The sequence below is a fragment of the uncultured Aquimonas sp. genome (genome assembly GCF_937888285.1).
Taxonomy (GTDB): Bacteria; Pseudomonadota; Gammaproteobacteria; order Xanthomonadales; family Xanthomonadaceae; genus Aquimonas.
On record NZ_CALART010000042.1, the window covers coordinates 22,585 to 44,074 of the forward strand.

General features: G+C 68.0%; 17 protein-coding genes. 12 read left to right on the forward strand and 5 right to left on the reverse strand.

All coding sequences use genetic code 11. The features are described 5' to 3' along the window. Positions 1-360 precede the first annotated feature (360 nt). Both Q0654_RS10065 and Q0654_RS10070 read left to right on the forward strand, forming a co-directional pair. The gene (locus tag Q0654_RS10065) at positions 361-1,893 is read left to right on the forward strand and encodes a carboxylesterase/lipase family protein (RefSeq protein ID WP_298853363.1); all 1,533 of its coding nucleotides are present in this window, start codon (positions 361-363) and stop codon (positions 1,891-1,893) included. 72 nt (positions 1,894-1,965) lie between these two features. Beyond that, positions 1,966-2,535 (forward strand): lipocalin family protein, encoded by a 570-nt coding sequence (locus Q0654_RS10070; RefSeq protein ID WP_298853365.1) that lies wholly within the window; start codon positions 1,966-1,968, stop codon positions 2,533-2,535. A gap of 458 nt (positions 2,536-2,993) precedes the next feature. Here Q0654_RS10070 and Q0654_RS10075 read toward each other — a convergent pair whose 3' ends face one another. Both Q0654_RS10075 and Q0654_RS10080 read right to left on the reverse strand, forming a co-directional pair. Beyond that, entirely contained in the window at positions 2,994-4,682 is a 1,689-nt protein-coding gene (locus Q0654_RS10075; protein WP_298853368.1) for a hypothetical protein, read from the reverse strand. Between the two features lie 307 nt (positions 4,683-4,989). Continuing rightward, positions 4,990-5,379 carry a DUF1622 domain-containing protein gene (locus Q0654_RS10080; RefSeq protein ID WP_298853370.1) on the reverse strand — a complete coding sequence of 130 codons (390 nt, stop codon included), beginning with the start codon at positions 5,377-5,379 and terminating at the stop codon, positions 4,990-4,992. 74 nt (positions 5,380-5,453) lie between these two features. Here Q0654_RS10080 and Q0654_RS10085 point away from each other — a divergent pair, with 74 nt between their 5' ends. Beyond that, on the forward strand, positions 5,454-5,720 hold the full coding sequence (locus tag Q0654_RS10085; RefSeq protein ID WP_298853372.1) for a DksA/TraR family C4-type zinc finger protein: 267 nt from the start codon (positions 5,454-5,456) through the stop codon (positions 5,718-5,720). 8 nt (positions 5,721-5,728) lie between these two features. Here Q0654_RS10085 and Q0654_RS10090 read toward each other — a convergent pair whose 3' ends face one another. Continuing rightward, a complete protein-coding gene (locus Q0654_RS10090) occupies positions 5,729-6,763 on the reverse strand; it encodes a GGDEF domain-containing protein (RefSeq protein WP_298853374.1) in 1,035 nt (344 codons plus the stop codon). Between the two features lie 188 nt (positions 6,764-6,951). Next, entirely contained in the window at positions 6,952-9,201 is a 2,250-nt protein-coding gene (gene parC, locus Q0654_RS10095; RefSeq protein WP_298853376.1) for a DNA topoisomerase IV subunit A, read from the reverse strand. Positions 9,202-9,569: 368 nt separating this feature from the next. Here parC and Q0654_RS10100 point away from each other — a divergent pair, with 368 nt between their 5' ends. The 8 genes from Q0654_RS10100 (at position 9,570) to Q0654_RS10135 (ending at position 19,426) form a co-directional block, all read left to right on the forward strand. Further along, the gene (locus Q0654_RS10100; RefSeq protein WP_298853378.1) at positions 9,570-11,684 is read left to right on the forward strand and encodes a TonB-dependent receptor; all 2,115 of its coding nucleotides are present in this window, start codon (positions 9,570-9,572) and stop codon (positions 11,682-11,684) included. A 272-nt stretch (positions 11,685-11,956) separates the two neighbouring features. Further along, on the forward strand, positions 11,957-12,520 hold the full coding sequence (locus Q0654_RS10105) for a DUF924 family protein (protein ID WP_298853380.1): 564 nt from the start codon (positions 11,957-11,959) through the stop codon (positions 12,518-12,520). A 396-nt stretch (positions 12,521-12,916) separates the two neighbouring features. Beyond that, a complete protein-coding gene (locus Q0654_RS10110) occupies positions 12,917-13,261 on the forward strand; it encodes a RidA family protein (protein ID WP_298853382.1) in 345 nt (114 codons plus the stop codon). Between the two features lie 478 nt (positions 13,262-13,739). Continuing rightward, complete coding sequence (locus Q0654_RS10115) at positions 13,740-14,891, forward strand: polyamine ABC transporter substrate-binding protein (protein WP_298853383.1); 1,152 nt, start codon at positions 13,740-13,742, stop codon at positions 14,889-14,891. 81 nt (positions 14,892-14,972) lie between these two features. Continuing rightward, a complete protein-coding gene (gene potA, locus Q0654_RS10120) occupies positions 14,973-16,115 on the forward strand; it encodes a polyamine ABC transporter ATP-binding protein (protein ID WP_298853385.1) in 1,143 nt (380 codons plus the stop codon). A 535-nt stretch (positions 16,116-16,650) separates the two neighbouring features. Beyond that, positions 16,651-17,508, forward strand: a complete 858-nt coding sequence (locus Q0654_RS10125; protein WP_298853405.1) for an ABC transporter permease subunit — start codon at positions 16,651-16,653, stop codon at positions 17,506-17,508. 439 nt (positions 17,509-17,947) lie between these two features. Continuing rightward, entirely contained in the window at positions 17,948-18,751 is an 804-nt protein-coding gene (locus Q0654_RS10130; protein ID WP_298853387.1) for an ABC transporter permease subunit, read from the forward strand. A gap of 177 nt (positions 18,752-18,928) precedes the next feature. Next, positions 18,929-19,426, forward strand: coding sequence for a PEGA domain-containing protein (locus Q0654_RS10135; RefSeq protein WP_298853389.1), 498 nt, complete (start codon positions 18,929-18,931; stop codon positions 19,424-19,426). A 261-nt stretch (positions 19,427-19,687) separates the two neighbouring features. Here the strand turns inward: Q0654_RS10135 and yeiP are convergent, their stop codons facing one another. Then, on the reverse strand, positions 19,688-20,254 hold the full coding sequence (gene yeiP, locus Q0654_RS10140) for an elongation factor P-like protein YeiP (protein WP_298853391.1): 567 nt from the start codon (positions 20,252-20,254) through the stop codon (positions 19,688-19,690). A 149-nt stretch (positions 20,255-20,403) separates the two neighbouring features. Between yeiP and Q0654_RS10145 the strand changes: the two genes are divergently transcribed. After that, entirely contained in the window at positions 20,404-21,444 is a 1,041-nt protein-coding gene (locus tag Q0654_RS10145) for a sialidase family protein (protein WP_298853393.1), read from the forward strand. The last annotated feature ends 46 nt before the right edge of the window (positions 21,445-21,490 follow it).

The following is a 21,490-nucleotide window of genomic DNA, read 5'->3' on the forward strand; positions in this document are numbered from 1 at the left end:
GGCGTGGCACAAGCTCAATTCGAAGGTCGTCGCAAGTGCATGACCCGTAAAGGGATTGGCGACACATCCGGCGCCCTGCAGCGCACTCGCAGTGTCGCGTTACTTCGTATCGGTGGCAGCGTTATGTTGTTTCAAAATGCTTCGGCGCCAATGACAACTGCGCAAACCCGGCTGCGTGCGGTATGGAGCAGCGCCGATCCCAAGGTGCAGCGTCCGCGTAGGATTGCGCCACCCAAGCCGAGGCCGACATCGATGCCCTCTGCCTACCGACCCGCACGGATTCACTTCGCCAAGTTCATCGCTGCCGTCCACGCATGCGTGCCCGTCGCTGCGCTCGCCCTTGCGAGCGCGCTGTCGTCCATGCCGCCGCTTGCACATGCGCGCGCGGCACCCGGGGAAGCGACGCTGTCGGTAGGTCGGCTGGCGGGCAGCCAGCAGGCCGATGTCATCGCCTTCCGCGGCGTTCCCTATGGCGAAGACACGCGCCCGCGGCGCTTCGAGCGCGCACTACCCAAGGCGGCATGGACAGGCGTGCTGGACGCGCGCGAGTTCGCTCCGCGCTGCCCGCAGGCCGTGGCCGCCGACGCCAAGGTCGATGCCAGCGGCATGAGCGAGGACTGCCTCAGCCTCAACCTGTGGACGCCCGCGCTCGATCGCGGACAGCGCCCCGTGCTGGTCTACTTCCACGGCGGTGGCTATGCCAACGGCACGGTCAACGAAGCCGTGTACGACGGCGCCGCACTGGCGCGCCGCGGTGACGTCGTGGTCGTCACGGTGAATCACCGTCTGAACGGTTTCGGCTATCTGTATCTCGGCGCGCTCGACGGCGAGCGCTACGCCGATTCGGGCAATGTCGGCCAGTACGACCTGATCCTCGCCCTGCGCTGGGTGCAGGACCACATCCATGCCTTCGGCGGCGACCCCGCGAAGGTCACCGCGTTCGGCCAGTCCGGCGGCGGCGCCAAGATCGCCACCCTGATGGCCATGCCCGAGGCCAAGGGCCTGTTCCATCGCGCCTGGACCATGAGCGGGCAGCAGATCACCGGCCGCGTGCGGGCCAACGCCGAGCAGACCGCACGCGAGGTGATCGCGCGCATGGACATTCCCTCGCGCGCACACGCCGAAGCCCAGCTCGACGCACTGCGCGCAGCCTCCATGGAGGACCTGATGGCCGGCCTGCGCGGCGGCGCGTGGACGCCGGTGGTCGATGGCCGCGGCCTGCCGCGCGATCCCTTCGCGCCCGATGCGCCGCCGCAGTCGGCGACGATGCCGATGGTGCTGGGCAATACCCATGACGAAACCACCAGCCTGATCGGACGTGCCGATCCCGCCACCTTCGACCTGGACTGGAACAGCGTGGCGCCGGCGCTGGCCAAGCATGTCAGCGCCTTCATCGGCGCGCTGGAGCCGCAGGCCATCGTCGACCAGTACCGGGCGTGGTATCCGCAGTACTCGCCGAGCCAGGTGTTCTTCTCGGCGACCACCGCGGCGCGCTCGTGGAAGGGCATGGTGATCGCCAGTGAGCGTCGCGCCGAACAGGGCGCGCCGACCTGGATCTACCACCTGCACTGGCGCTCGCCGGTGGACGGCGGGCGCTATGGCGCGCCGCATACGCTCGACATCCCGCTGGTGTTCGGCAACCTCGAAGCCGACGACTGGACGCGCGCGGCAGTGGGATCCGCGAGGCCGCTGTCGGAGGCGATGATGGATGCGCTGATCGCGTTTGCGAGGAACGGCGACCCGAATTCCGAAGGCCGCGTCGACTGGCCGCGCTTCGATCTGCAGCGGCGCGCAACGCTGGTGTTCGATACGCACATCCGCGTCGAGGAAGACCCGCGCGGCGCCGAGCGTCGGCTGTTCGCCCCGATTCCCTACCTACAGCCGGGCACCTGAGCCTTGCCGCGTCGACGCGGCCTTGACCACGGGTTCGCGCGCCCTGCACCGCTGTCGAGGCAGCCTGCCCCCATGAAAACCCTGATCCGACTCGCAGCCCTCGCCGTGCTGGCCCTGCTGATCGTCGCCTGCGCCAGCACCCGCAAGGAGGCTCCCATGCCCGGACCCGCACTGGCCGAGGTCGACCTGCCGCGCTTCATGGGGCGCTGGTGGGTGATCGCCAACATTCCCTACTTCGCCGAGCGCGGCAAGCTCGCCAGCTCGGACAACTACAGCCTGCGCGAGGACGGCCGCATCGACGTGGTCTACGCCTACCGCAAGTCCTTCGACGAAACCGCAGAGCGCACCCTGAACGCCTGGGCGCGACCGCTGCCCGGCACAGGCAATGCGCACTGGCGGCAGCGCTTCTTCGGCATCTTCTCGGTCGAGCTGCAGGTGCTGGAGATCGATGCCGACTACCGCTGGGCTCTGATCGGCAACCCCAAGCGCAGTCTGGCCTGGGTGTTCGCGCGCGAGCCGATGATGGGCGACGCCGAGTACGCACGCGTGGTCGAGCGGCTGCGTCCCTTTGGCTACGACCCGGCTGAGCTGAAGCGCATTCCGCAGGCGCCGGAACAGGTGGGGCGGGCCGGGTTCCAGTAGCGCGCGAGGTCCTGGGCCAAGGCGCATGCAGCGCGTTCGCGCTACCGGTGGCCGTGGGTCGCCTGGCTTCGCTTCGGGGCTAGGCTTTTTCAGGACTTGCTGGTGGATGCGCAGCGCTTATCCACCCTACGACCACGAAAGACGCCGTGCCACCAATAAAGTCAGCGACCTCTGCTCGCCAGCTTCGGCCAGCAGATCGGGCTTGACTCACTGCCGGCAGCAAAAGCCAGGCACCACGCACGCCGCTGCGCCAACGTGGACGCCATGCGCGAATCGGAGTCAGACGCGACTGTCCGCGTAGGGCAGATAAGCGCAGCGCATCTGCCGGCCCTGGACGAAAGCGCGCCGACTGTGCGCTCGACACGATCCAGGCGCCTAGAGCGCGGCACCAACGCGCAGAACGCGATCATGGAGCGCAGGCTGCGTCACCTGCGGCCCGCAGGAACGCAGCGATTGCCTCAGTTCTCCCGCAGACGCAGCGCACCGGTCTCGTGCAGCTCGCCCCGGTCGAAGCGCAGCTCCTTCAGCAGCTCGCCACTCAGCGTGAACAGGCGCTCGCCGAAGGCGAAGAAGCGGGCGCTGCCGTACCAGCCGTAGCAGTCCAGCTCGCAATCGCTGGGCGTGTGCTGCATGTCGACCCGGGCGGCCAGCTGCAGCGCGTCGCCTGCGCGACGGAAGACCAGCAGGTCTTCCACGAGATCCTCGCGGTAGTACCTCGAACCCGCGGGTGGCTCAGGCGCGAACACCGGCAGCCCCGCCAGCTCGGTGCCGTCGTCGAGCCGCGCGGCATTGAAGCTGTGGCTTCGCGAGGACAGGTCCGCGGCCATGCCGGGCCAGTGGCCCAGCGGGCCCACGGCCGCGTCGTCTCGGCGGACCAGCACGGTGCGCATGTCCTGCGGCTCGCCGTCGCGGTAGACCGAACCCATCAGCAGCACGTGCTCGGCCAGCAGCTCAACGCGCTCGACCGGAGCCGGCAGCGGCAGGTACTGGATCGGGCCGCCGTCCAGCGGCAGACGGTGCAGGCGGCGGGTGCCGGGCTGGTACTCGCCGTCTTCCCTGTCATCGCCGCCCGCTTCCTCCAGCGCCAGCCAGGCCGAGGTCTGGTCGAAGCGCAGGAAGGCGATCTCACCCTCGACGCTGGCGCGGATCTCGGCCGGGGTCTGGCTTGGCGTGCGCGCGCGAAAGCGGCTGAAGGGGATGTACTGCAGCAGGTTGCGTTGCGCGTCGTCGCTGAGGCGTTCGCTGCCGATCAGGTACAGCCCGTCGGCGGTTTCCTTGAAGCCGAAGCGACCGTTGGGCAGGCCAGTGGTGGGCACCATGGTGGGCGCTTCGGCGCGGTTCTGCGGCAGACGCAGAACCCGGCTGGCGTAGTCGCCGGGTTCCGGCCCTGACCAACGTGCCATCCACGGATCGAAGTCGGGGCGCCGCCAGGCCTGCGCCGTCCAGCTGTAGTCGGCGAGGTAGATGCCATCGGCGGCGATGTAGGTGCTGGCGCCGGCATTGGCCACCGCAGCACTGCGCGTACAGGCCAGACGTTGCTGCAGCAGTTCGTCCAGATCGCAGCGCAGAAAGGCGTAGACCTGCGGCTCCGTGCCGAGGCCGTCCAGTACCTGCAGGTCGTCAGGGGCGAGCAGGTCGACGCGGGTGACTTCGATCGCTTCGCCGTCGGTGCCGACACGCGCTGCGAACGGCCAGCTGTCCTTGAGCAGGCTGTCGGCAGAGAAGCTCAGCGACAGCACGAGCTCGCCGTCACGGATTCGCGCGCCTGAGTCGTTGCCGGAGAAGTAGTCGTCCGCTTTGAGTTGCCAGCGCCCGCGCGGTTCGAGGCCGCCGCTCGCATCAAGTATGAACACGAACAGCTGGGCGGCGTTTTCGACGAAGTCGAAGCCCAGCAGAATCGCGCCTCCGCTGAAGGTGAGGATCTCGTCGTAGTACAGATCGTCCCTTGAGTCGTCGGCGACCACCGGATGGCTGTGCAGCAGCTCGAAGCGCTCGCGCCCCGGCGCGCCGGCGTCGATCACATGCAGCACGCCCTGTCGCAACACCAGCAGCAGCGAGCCCATCTTCTTGACGATGCCGCCTTCGTCGACGCCGGCCTCCTGGTTGTTGGTGATCAGGTCGGTGTCAACGATGCGGCTGCCGGTCATCACGATCTGATCGAGTACCGTGCTTTCGTCTTCTTGCGCCTCGACTCGTTCGCGCGCCTGACGTTGCTTTTCCCGCGCTGAACGTCGAAGCTCTCGCTTCTTCCACGCCAATGCTTGCGACTGCGCTGAGCGCAGCGTCTGTTCCAAACTCTCCATCGACGGAGCGCGGGTAGTACCAGCGGGAACATGCGCGCAACTCGATACGAGTAGCACGCCGACGGCTAAAGCAATAAGTCTCATATTCGGCACTGAGGGGAATGCGCGAACAATCGCGCCACCGCAGTCTGCTGGAGTCGACGGCCAGCGTTCAATCGGGTCGTGTTCCGGACGCGCGCCGCTCCGCCTCTTCCGCCTCCGCCTGCTTCCACGGCAGCCGCCCCTCGATCTCCAGATGCAGGGCGAACACCAGAAAGCTGCGGATCAGCACGATCAGACCCAGCATCAGCAGGCTGTCCAGGGTGTAGTCGATGATGATGGTGCGGATGATGTCGGCGGCGACCAGGAACTCCAGCCCGAGGATCAGCCCGCGCACGCTGCGGCGGCGGTAGGCGAGGTAGGCGGTGTGGGTGTCGATGCGACCGAGTCCGCGCAGCCAGTACACGGTCGAGACGAGGAAGCCGGCGAGGATCACGGCGACGCCGACCAGCTCGATGCCGAGGATGAGGGCGCGGATGGCGTCGGAGAACAGGCTGTGCATGGCGGGGTCCAGGCCTCGACAGGGGGCTTGCTAAGCTTGCCAGTCAATCGCACAGCTTCGACAGGAGAACCGCGATGGCCACCGGTTGGGCCGGCGACGGTGCCGTCCAGGATCAGATCGACGCGACCGTCAAGGACGCGATCAAGCGCGCGCGAGCGCAGCTGCCGAAGGGGCCGAGCCTGAGCCACTGCGAGGAATGCGATGCGCCGATTCCCGAAGCGCGACGCAAGGCGCTGCCCGGTGTGCGCCTGTGCGTGCCCTGCCAGGAAGCGCAGGACCGCGAGGCCCGCGCCAGCGCCGGCTACAACCGTCGCGGCAGCAAGGACAGCCAGCTGCGCTGAGAGCGCCCTCAGCTGCGCCGCGAGCGCCGCTCGGCCATCACCTCAACGCTGCCGGTGTGCGCCTGCGGATCGTGGTCGATCTCCGTGCGGTCGCGCCCCGCGTGCTTGGCGCGGTACAGCGCGGCATCGGCGCGCGCCAGCCATTCGTTCCAGACTTCATCCGCGTGCAGTGCGGCAGCGCCGATCGACACTGTCACCGGTCCGCCGGGGCTGCGCAGATGGCTGCGCAGGCTGTCCTGCAGGCGCTCCAGAACGATCGGCAGGGCGGCCGGCGGTGTCGCCGGCAGCAGCAGCACGAACTCCTCGCCGCCCAGTCGATACAGGCGATCCATCTTGCGCAGCCTGCCGAGTACCAGGGTGGCGAACTCGGCCAATACGCGGTCGCCGGCTTCGTGGCCGTGCTGGTCGTTGACCTGCTTGAAGTGGTCGAGATCGATCACCGCCAGCGCCGTGGGGCGTGGGCGGCGGTTGAACTGGCGCACGACGTCGTCGAGCTCTGCTTCCATCAGCCGGCGGTTGCCGGCGCCGGTCAAGGGATCGTGCGAGGCCAGCGCCTCCAGCTGCCGGTGCTGCAGATCGGTTCGGTAGGCGAAGATGAAGGCGTACAGACTGACCATGCTGCCAGTCACCACGAAGGACATGCGCTCGGTACCGTCAGGGAAGCCGGCAGGCAGCAGCACGATGCCCAGCACCACGATCAAGTTGGCACCGAGCGCGATGCGCCGGTCGACCAGGAAGAAGTTGGCCAGCAGTGTGCTGTAGGCCCAGAGCATGCCGTTGCGCCCCAGCACCTGGCTGGCGATGACGCAGCCGAGGCTGATCACCACCACCTGGAACAGCGCGGCGCCCTCGTTGCGACCGCTGCGCCAGGCGTGGATCACCGGCAGCACCAGCAGCAGCACGATCACGGTGTCCATCACCCCGGCCACCCATTGGCCCTGGCTGAAGCGATACAGCCCGAACGGGAAGATGCCCAGCGCGGCGCAGCCCGCGAACAGGCTCATCACGGCGAAGCGGAAGTCCGAGCGCAGGCGCGCCAGCATCAGCGCGGACCTCGGTCAATGGAAAGTTGGGCTGTGTTCACGACGGTACGGTAGCGCGGGGAGTGATGGCCGCGTGCAATTCGCGTACCGCCGCACACCTATCAGGTGCAGGCTTACATGCGCAGTCGGGCCGCCCCACCTGCGCCGCTCTGCAAGCCCATGGATGCGTGGTCGAGTCGTGTGCGGCCTCAGGCCGGCTCCACCCGATCCACCCGCTGGAAGCCGCGCGGCAGCGGGTTGCCGCGGGTGGCGCGGGCGCCGGCGTAAGCCTGCAGGTCGCGCCAGCTGAGCGTGAGCTTGCGCTGGCCGCAGTGCAGGACCAGCTCGCCGCCCTGGCGGACGGAGGTCACCGCGATCACCCGCTCCTCGCCCGACTTCAGCTTGGCCGGGGCGATCTGCAGGATCTTGTTGCCCTTGCCGCGATCGAGTTCGGGCAGCTCCGCCACCGGGAAGGCCAGCAGCTGACCGGCGGACGAGATCGCCACCAGCCAGTCCTGGGCCGCGTCGCCGACCGCCACCGGCGTCAGCACCTCGGCACCGTCGTCGAGGTTCAACAGGGCCTTGCCGGCCTTGTTGCGGGTGGTGAAGTTCTCGAAGCGGGTAACGAAGCCGTAGCCGAAGCTGCTGGCCAGCAGGAAACGCTGATCGTTGTCGCCAATCGCGGCGGTAACGAAGCCGACGCCACTGGCGGGCGTGAAGCGGCCGGTCAATGGCTCGCCGTTGCCGCGCGCCGACGGCAGGGTGTGTGCGGCGGTCGAATAGCTGCGGCCGCTGGCATCCAGGAAGGCGGCCTGCTGGGTGCTGCGTCCGCGCACCGCGACCAGGAGACGGTCGCCTTCCCGATACGACAGACCGGCGGGATCGACGTCATGGCCCTTGGCCGAACGCACCCAGCCCTTCTCCGACACCACCACGGTGACCGGCTCGCTGCTGACCAGCTCGGCTTCGGAAATCGCCTGCGCCGCACCGCGCTCGACCAGCGGCGAGCGCCGCGCGTCGCCGAACTTCTTGGCGTCGGCGACCAGCTCGTCCTTGATCAGCTTCTTCAGCTTTGCCGCCGAAGCCAGGATGCCCTGGATCTTCTCGCGCTCCTTGGCCAGCTCGGACTGCTCGCCGCGGATCTTCATTTCCTCCAGCCGCGCCAGCTGCTTCAGCTTGGTGTCGAGGATGTACTCGGCCTGCACCTCAGTGAGGCCGAAGCGCGCCATCAGCACCGGCTTCGGCTCGTCTTCGGTGCGGATGATGCGGATGACTTCATCGAGGTTGAGGAAGGCGATGAGCAGGCCTTCCAGCAGGTGCAGGCGACGCTCGACCTTGTCGAGGCGATGGTTCAGGCGGCGCACCACCGTGCCCTGGCGGAAGGCCAGCCAGTCGCGCAGGAAGGCCTTCAGGTTCTTCACCTGCGGCTTGCCGTCCAGCCCGATCACGTTGAAATTGACGCGGTAGCTCTTCTCAAGATCGGTGGTGGCGAACAGGTGCCCCATCAGCTGCTCGACGTCGACGCGGTTGGAGCGCGGCACCAGCACGATGCGGATCGGGTTCTGGTGGTCGCTCTCGTCGCGGATGTCCTCCAGCCAGGGCAGCTTCTTGGCGCGCATCTGCTGGGCGATCTGCTCCATCACCTTGCCCGGGCTGACCTGGTAGGGCAGGGCGGTGATGACGATGTTGTTCTGCTCGCGCACATAGGCCGAGCGGGCCCGCACGCTGCCGCCGCCGGTTTCGTAGATCTTCTTCAGATCCGCCGCCGGGGTGATGATCTCGGCCGCGGTCGGATAGTCCGGGCCGCGCACGTGCTCGCAGAGGTCGGCGATGGTGGCGTCGGGGTCGTCCAGCAGGCGCACGCAGGCACTGACCACTTCATTGAGGTTGTGCGGCGGGATGTCCGTCGCCATGCCCACCGCAATGCCCGTGGTGCCGTTCAGCAGCAGATGCGGCAGCCGCGCCGGCATCCAGCTGGGCTCTTCGAGCGTGCCGTCGAAGTTCGGCGACCAGTCGACCGTGCCCTGGCCCAGCTCGCCCAGCAGCACCTCGGCGATGGGCGTCAGCTTGGACTCGGTGTAGCGCATCGCCGCGAACGACTTGGGGTCGTCGGTCGAGCCGAAGTTGCCCTGGCCCTCGATCAGCGGATAGCGATAGGAGAAGGGCTGGGCCATCAGCACCAGGGCCTCGTAGCAGGCCGAGTCGCCGTGCGGATGGAACTTGCCGATGACGTCACCGACGGTGCGCGCCGACTTCTTCGGCTTGGCCGCGGCGTTCAGGCCGAGCTCGCTCATCGCGTAGATGATCCGTCGCTGCACGGGTTTGAGGCCGTCGCCGAGAAAGGGCAGGGCGCGGTCCAGCACCACGTACATGGAGTAGTCGAGGTAGGCGCGCTCGGCGTACTCGTGCAGGGGGATCTGCTCGAAACCGTGGAAGCTCTGGCGGGTCAGGTCGGACATCGGGTTCGCACATCGTGGGCAGCGTCAGCAGGGCGCGAATCCTAGCAGCTTGGGTCAAGCGGCCCGTGGCGGGGCGCACGGCTGCCGCGCAGGGCCGGGCCTGCTGCGTCGCCGCAGTCACGGCGCGCAATCGGGATGCGGATCGTCTTGTGAACTCAAATGCAAACGATTAGCATCTAGAAGTGCGCCAGACGCGAAACCCCCCGTGACGGGGGCTGCGCGACTGGTGAACCTCCGACCTGGTCGCGAGGCCCGCGGGCACTGTCCTGTGGCCCGGGTCCGGGAAACGCGCGAACTCCATCCGTGATGCGCCGCCGCATGGCTGCGCTCCGGCCCCACGGCTCCCGACTGACCCACGCCCAAGCCCCATGCCCAACCACGACCCTTCGACTTCGCCGGCGCCCCTGCGCCCGGCCCCCCTCGCCCTGGCCATCGTCCTCGCCGGCTTCGGCTTTGCCGACGGCGCGCGCGCGGCGGCTGCCGCTGCTGCCGCCATCGAAATGCCGCGCATCAACGTGGTCGGCGACAGCGACGAGGACACGAAGAAGATCCCCGGCTCCTTCGTTGTCGTCACGCCCGAGGACATCGACCGCATCCAGCCGCGCTCGACCGAAGACCTGCTGCGCACGGTGCCGGGCATCTACATCAAGCGCGAGGAAGAGAGCGCGGTCGTCACCAACATCGGCGTACGCGGCCTGAGCGCCGGCGACTACAAGACCCTGGTGCTGGAGGACGGCGTGCCCGTGCAGCCCGGCATCTTTGTCGGCAACAGCCGCTACTACAACCCGCGCGTGCAGCGCATGGACGGCGTCGAGGTGCTGAAGGGCGCGGCCTCGCTGCGCTACGGCCCGAACACCATTGGCGGCGTGATCAACTTCCTGACCAAGACCCCCGAGGACGGCGCCCTCGCCAGCCTGCGCGTGGGCTCCTGGGACAGCTACGAGGCCACCGTCGAGCTGGGGGCGAGTTCGCCGTCCGCCGACTCGGTGTTCGGCCTTGTCGCCACCCGTGCCGAAAGCGACGGCTTCATGGACAAGGGCTATGGCATGACCGACGTGATGGTCAAGGCCAGCACCGTGATCAGCGACAACCAGAGCGTTGGCGTGAAGCTGGCGCGCTACCGCAACACCGCCAACATCTCCTACCGCGGCCTGTTCCCGGATGCCTACGCCGCTGGCGCCCAGTTCAACCCGGCGCCGGATGACTTCTTCATCACCGAGCACACCTCGTTCGACATCAACCACGAGTGGGAGCTCAGCGACAGCGCGCGGCTGAAGACCCTGGTCTACGCCACCGAGACCTATCGCGACTACTGGCGTTTCGACACCGTCAGCGGTGCGCCGCGCACCACCAATGCGGACGGCTTCACGGTCTGGAACTTCGGCAACAACATCAACGGCAACAACCGCGATTTCTCGCGCGTCGGCGTCGATTCGCGGCTCACCTTCAGCCACGGCGCCTTCGGCATCGGCAGCGAGGCCGAGCTCGGCCTGCGCTTCATGCAGGAAGACATGGACGACGTCACCGTGCTGGCGGTGCGCGGGCGCCCGCGGACGCCGGATGCGGGCCGCGGCGGTATCGCCCAGGATCGGCTGGACTCGGCCAGCAGCCTCGCGCTGTTCGCGCAGAACCGCTTCGATCTGAGCGAGCGCCTGTCGCTGACCGCCGGGCTGCGCGTCGAGACCTACGAGCAGGAGCGCAAGGACCGCCGCAGCACGGCGCCGACGCAGAGTTTCGACAACACCGAGCTGATGCCGGGCCTGGGCCTGACCTTCGCGCTGACGCCGGAGCTGCAGCTGTTCGGAAGCGTCTACCGTGCGTTTGCGCCGCCGCTGGTCGGCAGCGTGCTGGGCTCGGGCGACACGCCGACCGAGGCGGAGAAGTCGGTCAACCTGGAGTTCGGCCTGCGTGGCCGCAGCAACGGCTTCAGCTACGAGGCCACCGCTTTCCGCATGGATTTCTCCAACCAGGTCGATCCGGGGGTGTCCGGCATCCGCGCGCCCAACGAGGGCAGCGCGCTGCACGAGGGCATCGAGGTGACCCTGGGCTACGACTTCGACAACGGCTTCAAGCTCGACGGCAACTTCAGCTGGATTCCGACCGCCGACTTCGAAGAGGACCGCCCCGGCACGGCGCTGGACGGCAACCGCCTGCCCTATGCGCCGGAGCGCATGGCCAATCTGGCCCTGGCCTACAAGCAGGGCCCGCTGAGCGCGGCGCTGATCGTCAACTACGTCGACGAGCAGTTCGGCGATGGTCTGAATCGCGTCGAGCTGACCACCACATCGACGGGCACCTGGGGCGGCCTGATGCCGGGCTACGCAACCACCGATCTGTCGCTGGGCTACGCGCTCACCGAATCGCTGAAGCTCAGCGCCGCGGTCAAGAACCTCGCCGACAAGCGCTACATCGCCGGCCTGCGCCAGGGCATCTATGTCGGCCCGGAGCGCAGCTTCGAGTTTGGCGTGAGCTACCGGTTCTGAGCCTGCCTCGCCTTGGGCTCGGCGACGGGCCCACGGCGGCGCTGAGCAGATCGCTGCGGCGGCCAGGTCGCTTCGCGGGCCTGCGCGGCCTGGTCGCCTGAGACGAGTGTGCAGCTTGCGGTGGGCCAGGGCCCACCCTGTGCAGGGCGGGGAGAGCCCGTCGTGTCGTCTGCGCTCGCACCTTGCACTGGACTGCGCTCGCACCCTGCACTCGACGCGTTCCGTTCCGAGGTCCAAGCTGTCCGGCTTACGGATCCGGACACCACACGCAGATGAAGAAGAGCAAGAGCACTGAAGCCGGGCCCACGCCCGCCGCCGTCGTGGGATTCTGGCGCGAGGCCGGCCCGCAGCGCTGGTTCGCCAAGGACCTCAACTTCGATCGGGCGCTGGGCGCGCGCTTCCACGAGGCCCACCTGCTGGCTGCGGAGCGCAGGCTGGATGCATGGAATGCCGAGGCCGAGGGCGCGCTGGCCCTGCAGATCCTGCTCGACCAGGTGCCGCGCAATCTGTATCGCGGCACCGCCCACGCGTTTGCCACCGATCCGTTGGCGCTTCACTTCGCGCTTGCCGCGATCGACGCGGGCCTGGACCAGCAGATCGAAGCCGCGTTGCGTCCCTTCTGCTACATGGCCCTGATGCACGCCGAGGATCTCGAACTGCAGGAGCGCTGCGTGGCCTTGTTCGAGGCGCTGGGCGGGCCCTCGCTGCCGCATGCCGTGGAGCACCGCGACATCATCCGCCGCTTCGGCCGCTTCCCGCATCGCAACCTGCTGTTCGGCCGCGCGACCACGCGCGAGGAGCAGGCGTTTCTCGATGCAGGTGGTTTCGCGGGCTGAGGCGGTACAGAGTCGATACCGCGTGCCATCGGCTGCGCGAGCGATGGGCCTGGCGCGAGCTTGGAGCGAGGCCAGCGTGGCTGGTGGGAGCGCTGGGGTGGGTCTGCATGCGGTCGCTCGCATGGTCTTGGCGCGCGGGCGCGCTTTCGGGGTGCGGAGCGGCAGGGCCTCCGATGCGCGACGCGGTCGAGGCCCATCGGCCTGTCAGCGAGCCGGTCGGCAGCCTGGATCTGGATGGGCGACGCAGGCGCAGCCTGCGACCCATGGCTGTCGAGAGTGTGGAGAGCCTGGTGGGCCAGGGCCCACCCTACGCGCAGGCATGGCGATTTGGCGCTTGCTCGCCGCCGGCCGCTCTGCAAGCCTGCGGGGCCTTCCATCCAGCTTCGGGAGTTCACCGTGATCCAGCGCTTCGACACCGGTCCGCGCATGTCCGAGATGACCGTCCACAACGGTGTGGCTTATCTGGCCGGGCAGGTGGCGGAGGACGACAGCCTCGACATCAGCGGCCAGACCCGCGAGGTGCTGGCGCAGATCGATGCCCTGCTCGCACGCGCGGGCAGCGACAAATCGAAGCTTCTGCGCGCGCAGATCTTCCTCGTCGACCTCGCCGATTTTCCCGCGATGAACGCGGTCTGGGAGCAGTGGGTGGTGCCCGGCCACACGCCGGCCCGCGCCACCGTGCAGGCGGCCCTGGCCAACCCCAACTGGAAGATTGAGATCGTGGTGACCGCTGCGGTGTGAACCCGAGAGGGCGCCAGGCGTTCACGACATGCGCAAGGCATCGGGTGGGCCCGAGCCACACGGTGGGCCTTGTCCCACCGAAGCTCGACGCTTGCCGCGGTTCGTGTTCAGGCAGGCGCGTGCCATGCCGTCCGCTGCGCGGGACACGCCGTGCGCAAGACGGCGTGCGCGGTATGAACTGAAGCATGGCGCGACGCGCGTGCGAGCTCACGGTGGGCCGGGGCCCACCCTATAGGTCACTAGGCTGGACGAAGGTCCCGCCTCTCATCGCGCATCAGCCGCCTGACGCGGTGACGCGGCGGCAGCTGGAGCGCGATGCAGACATCCCACGCACATAGGGTGGGCCCCGGCCCACCGTGAGCCAAACGCTTGCCCCGGTCTTCTGGGTCATGAAGGCAGCGCCCCCGCAAACGCGTTGACACCCCCGCCAGCGCTGCCGAACATGCGGGGGTCCCTTCCACCGCTGCGGAGATTCCCCATGCGCCTGCCCGTCGGCCTTATCGCCGCTTCGATCGCGTTCGCCCTCACCGCCTGCGGCGGCGGCCAGCCTTCCGCTGACACTGCGGCCACACCGGCGGCCACGTCCGCGGCGCCGGCGGCGTCCAAGGTGCTGCACATCTACAACTGGTCGGACTACGTCGCCGAAGACACCATTGCCAACTTCGAGCAGCGCACCGGCATCAAGGTGGTCTACGACGTCTACAGCGAGAACGAGGTGCTCGAAGCCAAGCTGATGGCCGGCGGCTCCGGCTACGACCTGGTCTTCCCCTCGCTGCGGCCCTTCGCCGAGCGTCACGTCAGCGCCGGCCTGTACCAGCCCATCGATCGCGCGCGCCTCGCCAACTACGGCAACCTCGACCCGCAGCTGCTGGCCGGCATGACCGATGCCGATCCCGGGAACAAACACCTGGTGCCCTACATGTGGGGCACTACCGGACTCGGCATCAATGTCGCCAAGGTGCGCGAAGTGCTGGGCGAGGACGCCGTGCTCGATTCCTGGAGCCTGTTGTTCGACCCGGCCAACGCCGAGAAGCTGGCCGGCTGCGGCATCAGCGTGCTCGACGACGAGCAGGAGGCTTTCGCCGCCGCCCTGATCTGGAAGGGCCGCGACCCCAACCGCACCGACGGCGACGAGATCGAGGCCGTGCAGCAGGTGTTCGCCGGGATCCGCCCGCACATCCGCAGCTTCAACAACTCGCAGTACATCAACGACCTTGCCACCGGCGAAACCTGCATCGCCATGGGCTACTCGGGCGACGTCGCCCAGGCCGCGGCGCGCGCCGAGGAAGCCGGTACCGGCATCGAGCTGCAGTACATCATTCCCAAGGAAGGCGCGGTGCGCTGGTTCGACGTGATGGCGATCCCGGCTGATGCGCCGCACGCCGACAGCGCGTACGCCTTCATCGACTACGTGCTGGAGCCTCAGGTCATCGCCGGCATCACCAACTACGTGGTCTATGCCAATCCGAACCCGGCCTCGAAGGAGTTCGTCGACCCGGAGATCCTCGCCGACGGCGGCGTGTATCCCTCCGACGAGGTGATGGCCAAGCTGGTTGACCCCAAGCGCCTGCCCGACGACGCCCAGCAGGCGCGCGTGCGCGCCTGGACGCAGATCAAATCGGGGCGCTGAGCACGCGCTTGCGTCTTCGCAGCAGCGGCCCGCCCATGCCGGCGGGCCGCCTCTCTTTCCGATCTCAGGACCGAGCCCGCAATGGCCCAACCCGGACGCAAGCAGGCGCCGATCGAACCCTGGCAGCAGCCCGATGCCCAGCCCTTCCTGCGCATCGAAGGCGTCACCAAGACCTTCGGCAAGACCTACGCGGTCGACGATGTCAGCCTGAACGTCTACCAGGGCGAGTTCTTCTCCCTGCTCGGCGGCTCGGGCTGCGGCAAGTCGACCCTGCTGCGCATCCTCGCCGGGCTGGAGACCGCCGACAAAGGGCGCATCCTGCTGGGCGATCGCGACATCACCGACCTGCCGCCCTACGAGCGCCCGGTCAACATGATGTTCCAGAGCTATGCGCTGTTCCCGCACATGAGCGTGGAGCAGAACATCGCCTTCGGCCTGCAGCAGGATCGCCTGGGCAAAGGCGAGATCCGCGACCGCGTGGCAAGCATGCTGGAGCTGGTCAAACTGCAGGACTTCGGCCGCCGCAAGCCGGATCAGCTTTCCGGCGGCCAGCGCCAGCGCGTGGCCTTGGCGCGCGCCTTGGCCAAGCAGCCCAAGCTGCTGCTGCTGGACGAGCCGCTCGGCGCGCTGGATCGCAAGCTGCGCGAGCACACCCAGTTCGAGCTGGTCGGCATCCAGGAGCGCGTGGGCGTCACCTTCATCACCGTCACCCACGACCAGGAAGAGGCCATGACCATGTCCTCGCGCGTGGCGGTGATGGACGCCGGCCGCATCGTGCAGGTGGCCACGCCGGCCCAGCTCTACGAATTCCCGGCCAACCGGCTGGTGGCCGAGTTCATCGGGGCGGTGAACATTTTCGAGGGCCGCGTTTCGGCGCAGCGCGACGAGGAGCTGGAGTTCGCCTGCGAGAAGCTGGGCGGCGAGTTCCTGATGTGGCATTCGGACCCGCTGCCGATCGGCACGCCGGTGGCGGTGGCGGTGCGGCCGGAGAAGATCAGCGTCCACGACGCCCCGCCGTCCGACCGCCGCAACTGGGCGCGCGGGCGGGTGGTGGAGATCGCCTACCTCGGCGACGTCTCGATCTACCACGTCGCCACCGAGCACGGCCAGGTGGTGCGCGTGCAGATCACCCACGAGGCCCGCTACGAGCGCCCGCACTACAGCTGGGACGACGAGCTGTATTTGAGCTGGGATCCCGATGACGGCGTGGTGTTGACGAGTTGAGCAGGTGCAATGCCAGCGACGTGGATATGGATGCGCTGCGGGTGAGCGGTGTGCATGTATGTGTCCGTGACCATGACCATGACCGTGACCGTGACCGTGACCGTGACCGTGACCGTGACCGTGACCGTGACCGTGACCGGGGCGGGGCGCAGGCCATGGTGGGCCAGGGCCCACCCTATGCGCGCTTCAGGGCATCTGGGCCCGGCTACGCGGGGCAGGTGCTCTCGAAGCAACCCCGATTCGTCGTCCCCGCGAAGGCGGGGACCCAGAGAGCTTGCGACCGAGGTCTGCCTCTTCCAGGTGGCTACGCGACAGTGCACCCGGCTTTCGCAGAGGGTGACGGCGCGGGTTCGCAGGCGCTCTGTCTTCCGGCGGTGACAAGGTGCGGCCTGGAGGGCTGGGCATGAGCAATGGCAGCAGCTTCAACTGGCTGGGCCTGTGGTACCAGGTCTTCCTCGGTGTCTATCAGCGTATCGGCCTGCTCGGCCGCGAGCTGCGGCAGCGGCGCGGACGAATCTTCGTGGCCGGCGTGCCCATGCTGTGGCTGGGTGTGTTCTTCCTCGTGCCCTTCCTGATCCTCGCCAAGATCAGCCTCACCGATCCCATGCCCGGCGCGCGTCCGCCCTACGGCGATCTGCTCAGCTGGGGCGAGCACTGGCGGCTGCAGCTGACGCTCAATCTCGGCAACTACCTGCAGCTGTTCGAGGACTCGCTGTATCTGGCGGCCTACCTCAACTCGCTGAAGATCGCCGCGATCTCGACCCTGATCGCCCTGGTGGTCGGCTATCCCATGGCGTATGGCATCGCCCGCGCCACGCCTCGCTGGCGCATGGTGCTGCTGATGCTGGTGATCCTGCCGTTCTGGACCAGCTTCCTGATCCGCATCTATGCCTGGATCGGCCTCTTGCGCAACAACGGCCTGATCAACCAGACCCTGCAGTGGCTGGGGCTCATCGACGAGCCGCTGCGCCTGCTCAACACCGATTTCGCGGTCTATGTCGGCATCGTCTACTCCTACCTGCCTTTCATGGTGCTGCCGCTGGCGGCCAACCTGATGAAGCTCGACCGCCGCCTGCTGGAGGCCGCGTCCGACCTTGGCTGCAGGCCGATGCAGGCGTTCTGGCGCATCACTTTCCCGCTGTCGATGCCGGGCGTGATCGCGGGCTGCCTGCTGGTGTTCATCCCGGCGGTGGGCGAGTTCGTGATTCCCGATCTGCTCGGCGGCTCGGACGCGCTGATGATCGGCAAGGTGCTGTGGACCGAGTTCTTCCACAACCGCAACTGGCCGGTGGCCTCCTCGGTGGCGATGGCCATGCTGATGCTGATCGTCATCCCGGTGCTGCTGTTCGAGCACGTGCAGAACAGGCGTGCCGAGAAGGAGGCGAAGGGATGAGAGCGGGAAGTGGGGATTGGGGATTCGGGCTTCGAGAAGCCTTGGCTTGCGAGCGCATTTCCCCGTGCGGCCATAGGGTGGGCCCTGGCCCACCGGAGCTCGACGCCGGCCTGGGTGTGGCCTGTCTGCAGCCCGCGGAAGCGCGCGCGGGCCGCGTGTGCCGTCGTCGCTCCAGCGCCCGCACCTCGACGCGGATCGCTGGCCACGGTGGGCCAGGGCCCACCCTATGCACGAGCGGAGCGTTGCCGACCTTCGGCAATCCCCAATCCCGAATCCCCAATCCCGCTCTGCCGCGCCAGCGGCAGGGTCACCGCCACGGTGGGCCAGGGCCCACCCTATGCACGAGCGGAGCGTTGCCGACCTTCGGCAATCCCCAATCCCCAATCCCCAATCCCGTCTTGCCGCCCAAGCGGCAAGACCCGCGCGAAGCGCGCACGCCATGAACCGCAAACCCTTCCTGCTGTTCACCGCGATGGCTTTCGGCTACGCGTTTCTCTACCTGCCCATCGTTTCGGTGATCGCCTACAGCTTCAACAGCTCACGGCTGGTCACCGTCTGGGGCGGGTTTTCCACCGAGTGGTACGGCCGCCTGCTGCAGAACGAGCAGATCCTGCAGGCCGCCTGGCGCAGCCTGCTGATCGCCGCCACCGCGGCGACACTTGCGGTGGTCATCGGCACCTTTGCCGGCACCGCGCTCACCCGCCTCGGTCGCTTCCGCAGCCGGCCGCTGCTGTCGATCATGACGTCGGCGCCGCTGGTGATGCCCGAGGTGATGCTGGGGCTGTCGGCCCTGCTGCTGTTCGTGTTCCTGCAGCAGCTCACCGGCTGGCCGGCGCAGCGCGGTTTCACCACCATTGCGATCGCCCACATCACCTTCTGCACGGCCTACGTCACCGTGGTGGTGCAGTCACGCTTGGCGCAGATGGATGAAAGCCTTGAGGAAGCCGCGATGGACTTGGGCGCGCGGCCGTGGAAGGTGTTCTTCCTGATTACCCTGCCGCAGATCTTCCCGGCGCTCATCGCCGGCTGGCTGCTGGCCTTCACCCTGTCGGTCGATGACCTGGTGGTGGCGAGTTTCGTCTCCGGGCCCGGCAGCAGCACCCTGCCGATGGTGGTTTACTCCAAGGTCAAGTTCGGCATCACGCCCGAGATCAACGCGCTGGCCACGCTGATCATCCTGTTCGTGACTACCGCCATCGTGATCGCGGGCTGGCTGATGCACCGCGGTGAGTCGCGCGCCTGACAGAGTCTTCGGCAAGCCTCGCGACGTGCAGCCTGGATGCTCCCGATCAACGTGCGGCGCAGTCGTGATCGCGCGGCCAGCGAGGCGCTCTTCCCCTGCGAGCCCGGCTCCTCTAGCATCCGCGCGCGGCGCTTTCCGCGCGGCCGCCTTCGGGCGTTCTTTCATGGGATTCATCGTATGAAGCAGGTCATTGTCGCCGCGGCGCTGGCCGTGGCGCTCTCGGGTTGCGCCACTCTGTTCAACGGCCAGTCTCAGGCCATCACCATTACCAGCGCACCTGAAGGTGCCCAGGTCACGGTCAGCAACCGCGCCAGCCAGCGCGTGCACGTGGGGGAGACGCCGGTCACCCTCACGCTCAAGCGCGGCGCGGGCTACTTCAAGTCCGAGGTCTACACGCTGGCTTTCAGCAAGCCCGGCTTCGCGGACCAGCAGATGACCATCCGCGGCAGCACCAGCGGCTGGTACTTCGGCAACATCCTGCTCGGCGGTCTGATTGGCATGCTGGCGGTCGACCCGGCCACCGGCGCGATGTACTCGCTGCCGAAGAGCGTCACAGCATCGCTGGAGGCGCAGGACACGGTGGGTGCCATCGACGAGGCGCGACTGCAGATCGTCTCCATGGAGTCGCTGAGCGCGGAACAGCGCGCACAGGCGGTCCGCCTGACTCCGCAGTAACCCGCGCGCAAGGCCTAAGGCGCGGCGCTCCCGGTGGGGGCGTCGCGCCTTTCTGTTTCAGGGGGGGCGCCGTACCGGATCTCGCGCTATTGCCTTTCCATTCCGCCTGCTGCCCGGGGCAGGCTGATCGAGTCTGTGCTCGACCCAGCCTTGATGCCGCGAGCCCAGCCTCGCCGGATCGACGCGTGCTTGAGCCGGCCAGCACCGCCGGGCCACCGCGTGGGCCCCCAAGGCCCACGCGGGCGAGCGGGGAACGGCCGTTCAGTCCGCGCGTCCGGCGAACTCGCCGGTCACGGTGCTGACCAGGATGCGCTCGCCGTTGGTGATGTACTCCGGCACCTGGATCTCGATGCCGGTCGACAGCTTGGCCGGCTTCGGCCGCTTGGTGGCGGTGGCGCCCTTCATTTCGGGGGCGGTGTCGACCACTTCCAGCACCACGCTGGGCGGCAGCTGCAGGGCCACGGGCTGGTCGTCGATGACCGCGACGTAGCAGTTCTCCAGGCCATCGGTGATGTAGCCGGCGGCGTCGCCGACCACGTCGGCGTCAAGCTGGTAGCTTGTGTAGTCCTCGCTGTCGAGGAACACGAAGGCCTCGCCATCCTTGTACGAGAAGGTGGCCTGGCGACGCACCAGGTCGAGTTCCTTCAGATCGTCGTCAGCGCGCAGGCTCAGGTCGTACTTGGCGCCACCGGGGATGCTGTAGAGGGTGAAGCGGAAGGTGACGTTGCCGCCTCTGGCCGTCGGCGCGCTGCGCTCGATGTCGCGCACCTGGTAGACGGTGCCATTGTGTTCGACGACATTGCCCTTCTTGACTTCATTGGCCTTCATGGCGGGATCTCGGGGAAAAGGTCGCGCATTCTCGCTGAAACCGTGGGCCCGCCCAAGCCGTTGGCGGGCTGGTCCCGGTGACACGCAGGGCGACCGGATCTCGTCGCAGGCAGTTGGGTCGAAGCAGCGGGCGAGGCGCAGGAGCACATATGCAGCAAGGCATCTTCAGATCTGGCGCGCTGGCGCTGCTGTCGATCGCGGTCGCGGCGCAGGCCCAGCCGCTGACGGTGGTCGGTGGCCCAGGCAACGACTACCAGGCCAGCGTGCAGGGGGCCGCCGAGGCGCCGGAAGTTCGCGTCGCCGTATTCGAACGCCTGGATGGCAGCTTCAGCGGCGATCTCTGGCTCACCCACTCCACCGACGCCGGGGCGAGCTGGAGCGCACCGCTGGCGGTGGTGACCAGCGCCGCCAATGAGCGCCACCCCAGTCTGGTCGAAGGTGTTGAGGGTGGCTGGCTGCTGTTCCACCTCAGCAATGCCAGCGGCGCTTTCCGGATCCACCGTGCGACCTCGGTCGACGGGCTCAGCTTCTCCTCCAGCGCGCCGATCGCTCTCGGCTGGCCCACCGGGGGCGAGATCAATCCGCAGGTGAGGCGACTACAGGACGGTCGGCTGCTGCTGGTCTATCACCGCTTGGGTGGCGCGGCCCATGCGTCCGTGTCCAGCGACGAGGGCCTGAGCTGGGACAGCACGCGGGTCCAGATCAGCCCTGCCTCCGCCGCCTTGCCGCGCATCGCGCAGCGTCCACAGGATGGCCGACTGCTGCTGGTCTATCAGACCAATCCCGGTAACGGCCAGCTGCAGCTGTGGGCGCGCAGCAGCCTGGATCCGCTGGCGTGGACGGATACGCCGCAGAGCCTGGCCGGCAGCGGCAACAACCACGACGCCTGGCCGCTGTGGAGCGCAGCGGGCGAATGGCAGGTGTTCTTCGCGCGGGTCGAAGGCGGCAGCTTCCAGATCCACCGCAGCCGCTCGCCCGATGGCATCGCCTGGTCACCGCCCGAGGCGCTGAGCGCGCGGCCCGGGCTCGGCAACGTGCAGCCGATGGCGCTGACGACGGCGCTGGGCACCGAGCTCTACTGGGGCGCGGCCCAGGTCAGCGGCGACTCCAACTACGACATCGTCCGGAGCGTGCTGGATGCGGCGATCGAGGACATATTCAGCGACGGATTCGAGCCGGTTCCGCCCTGAAACAACAAAGCCGCGGGCAGGCCCGCGGCTTCGTCGGTGCACCATC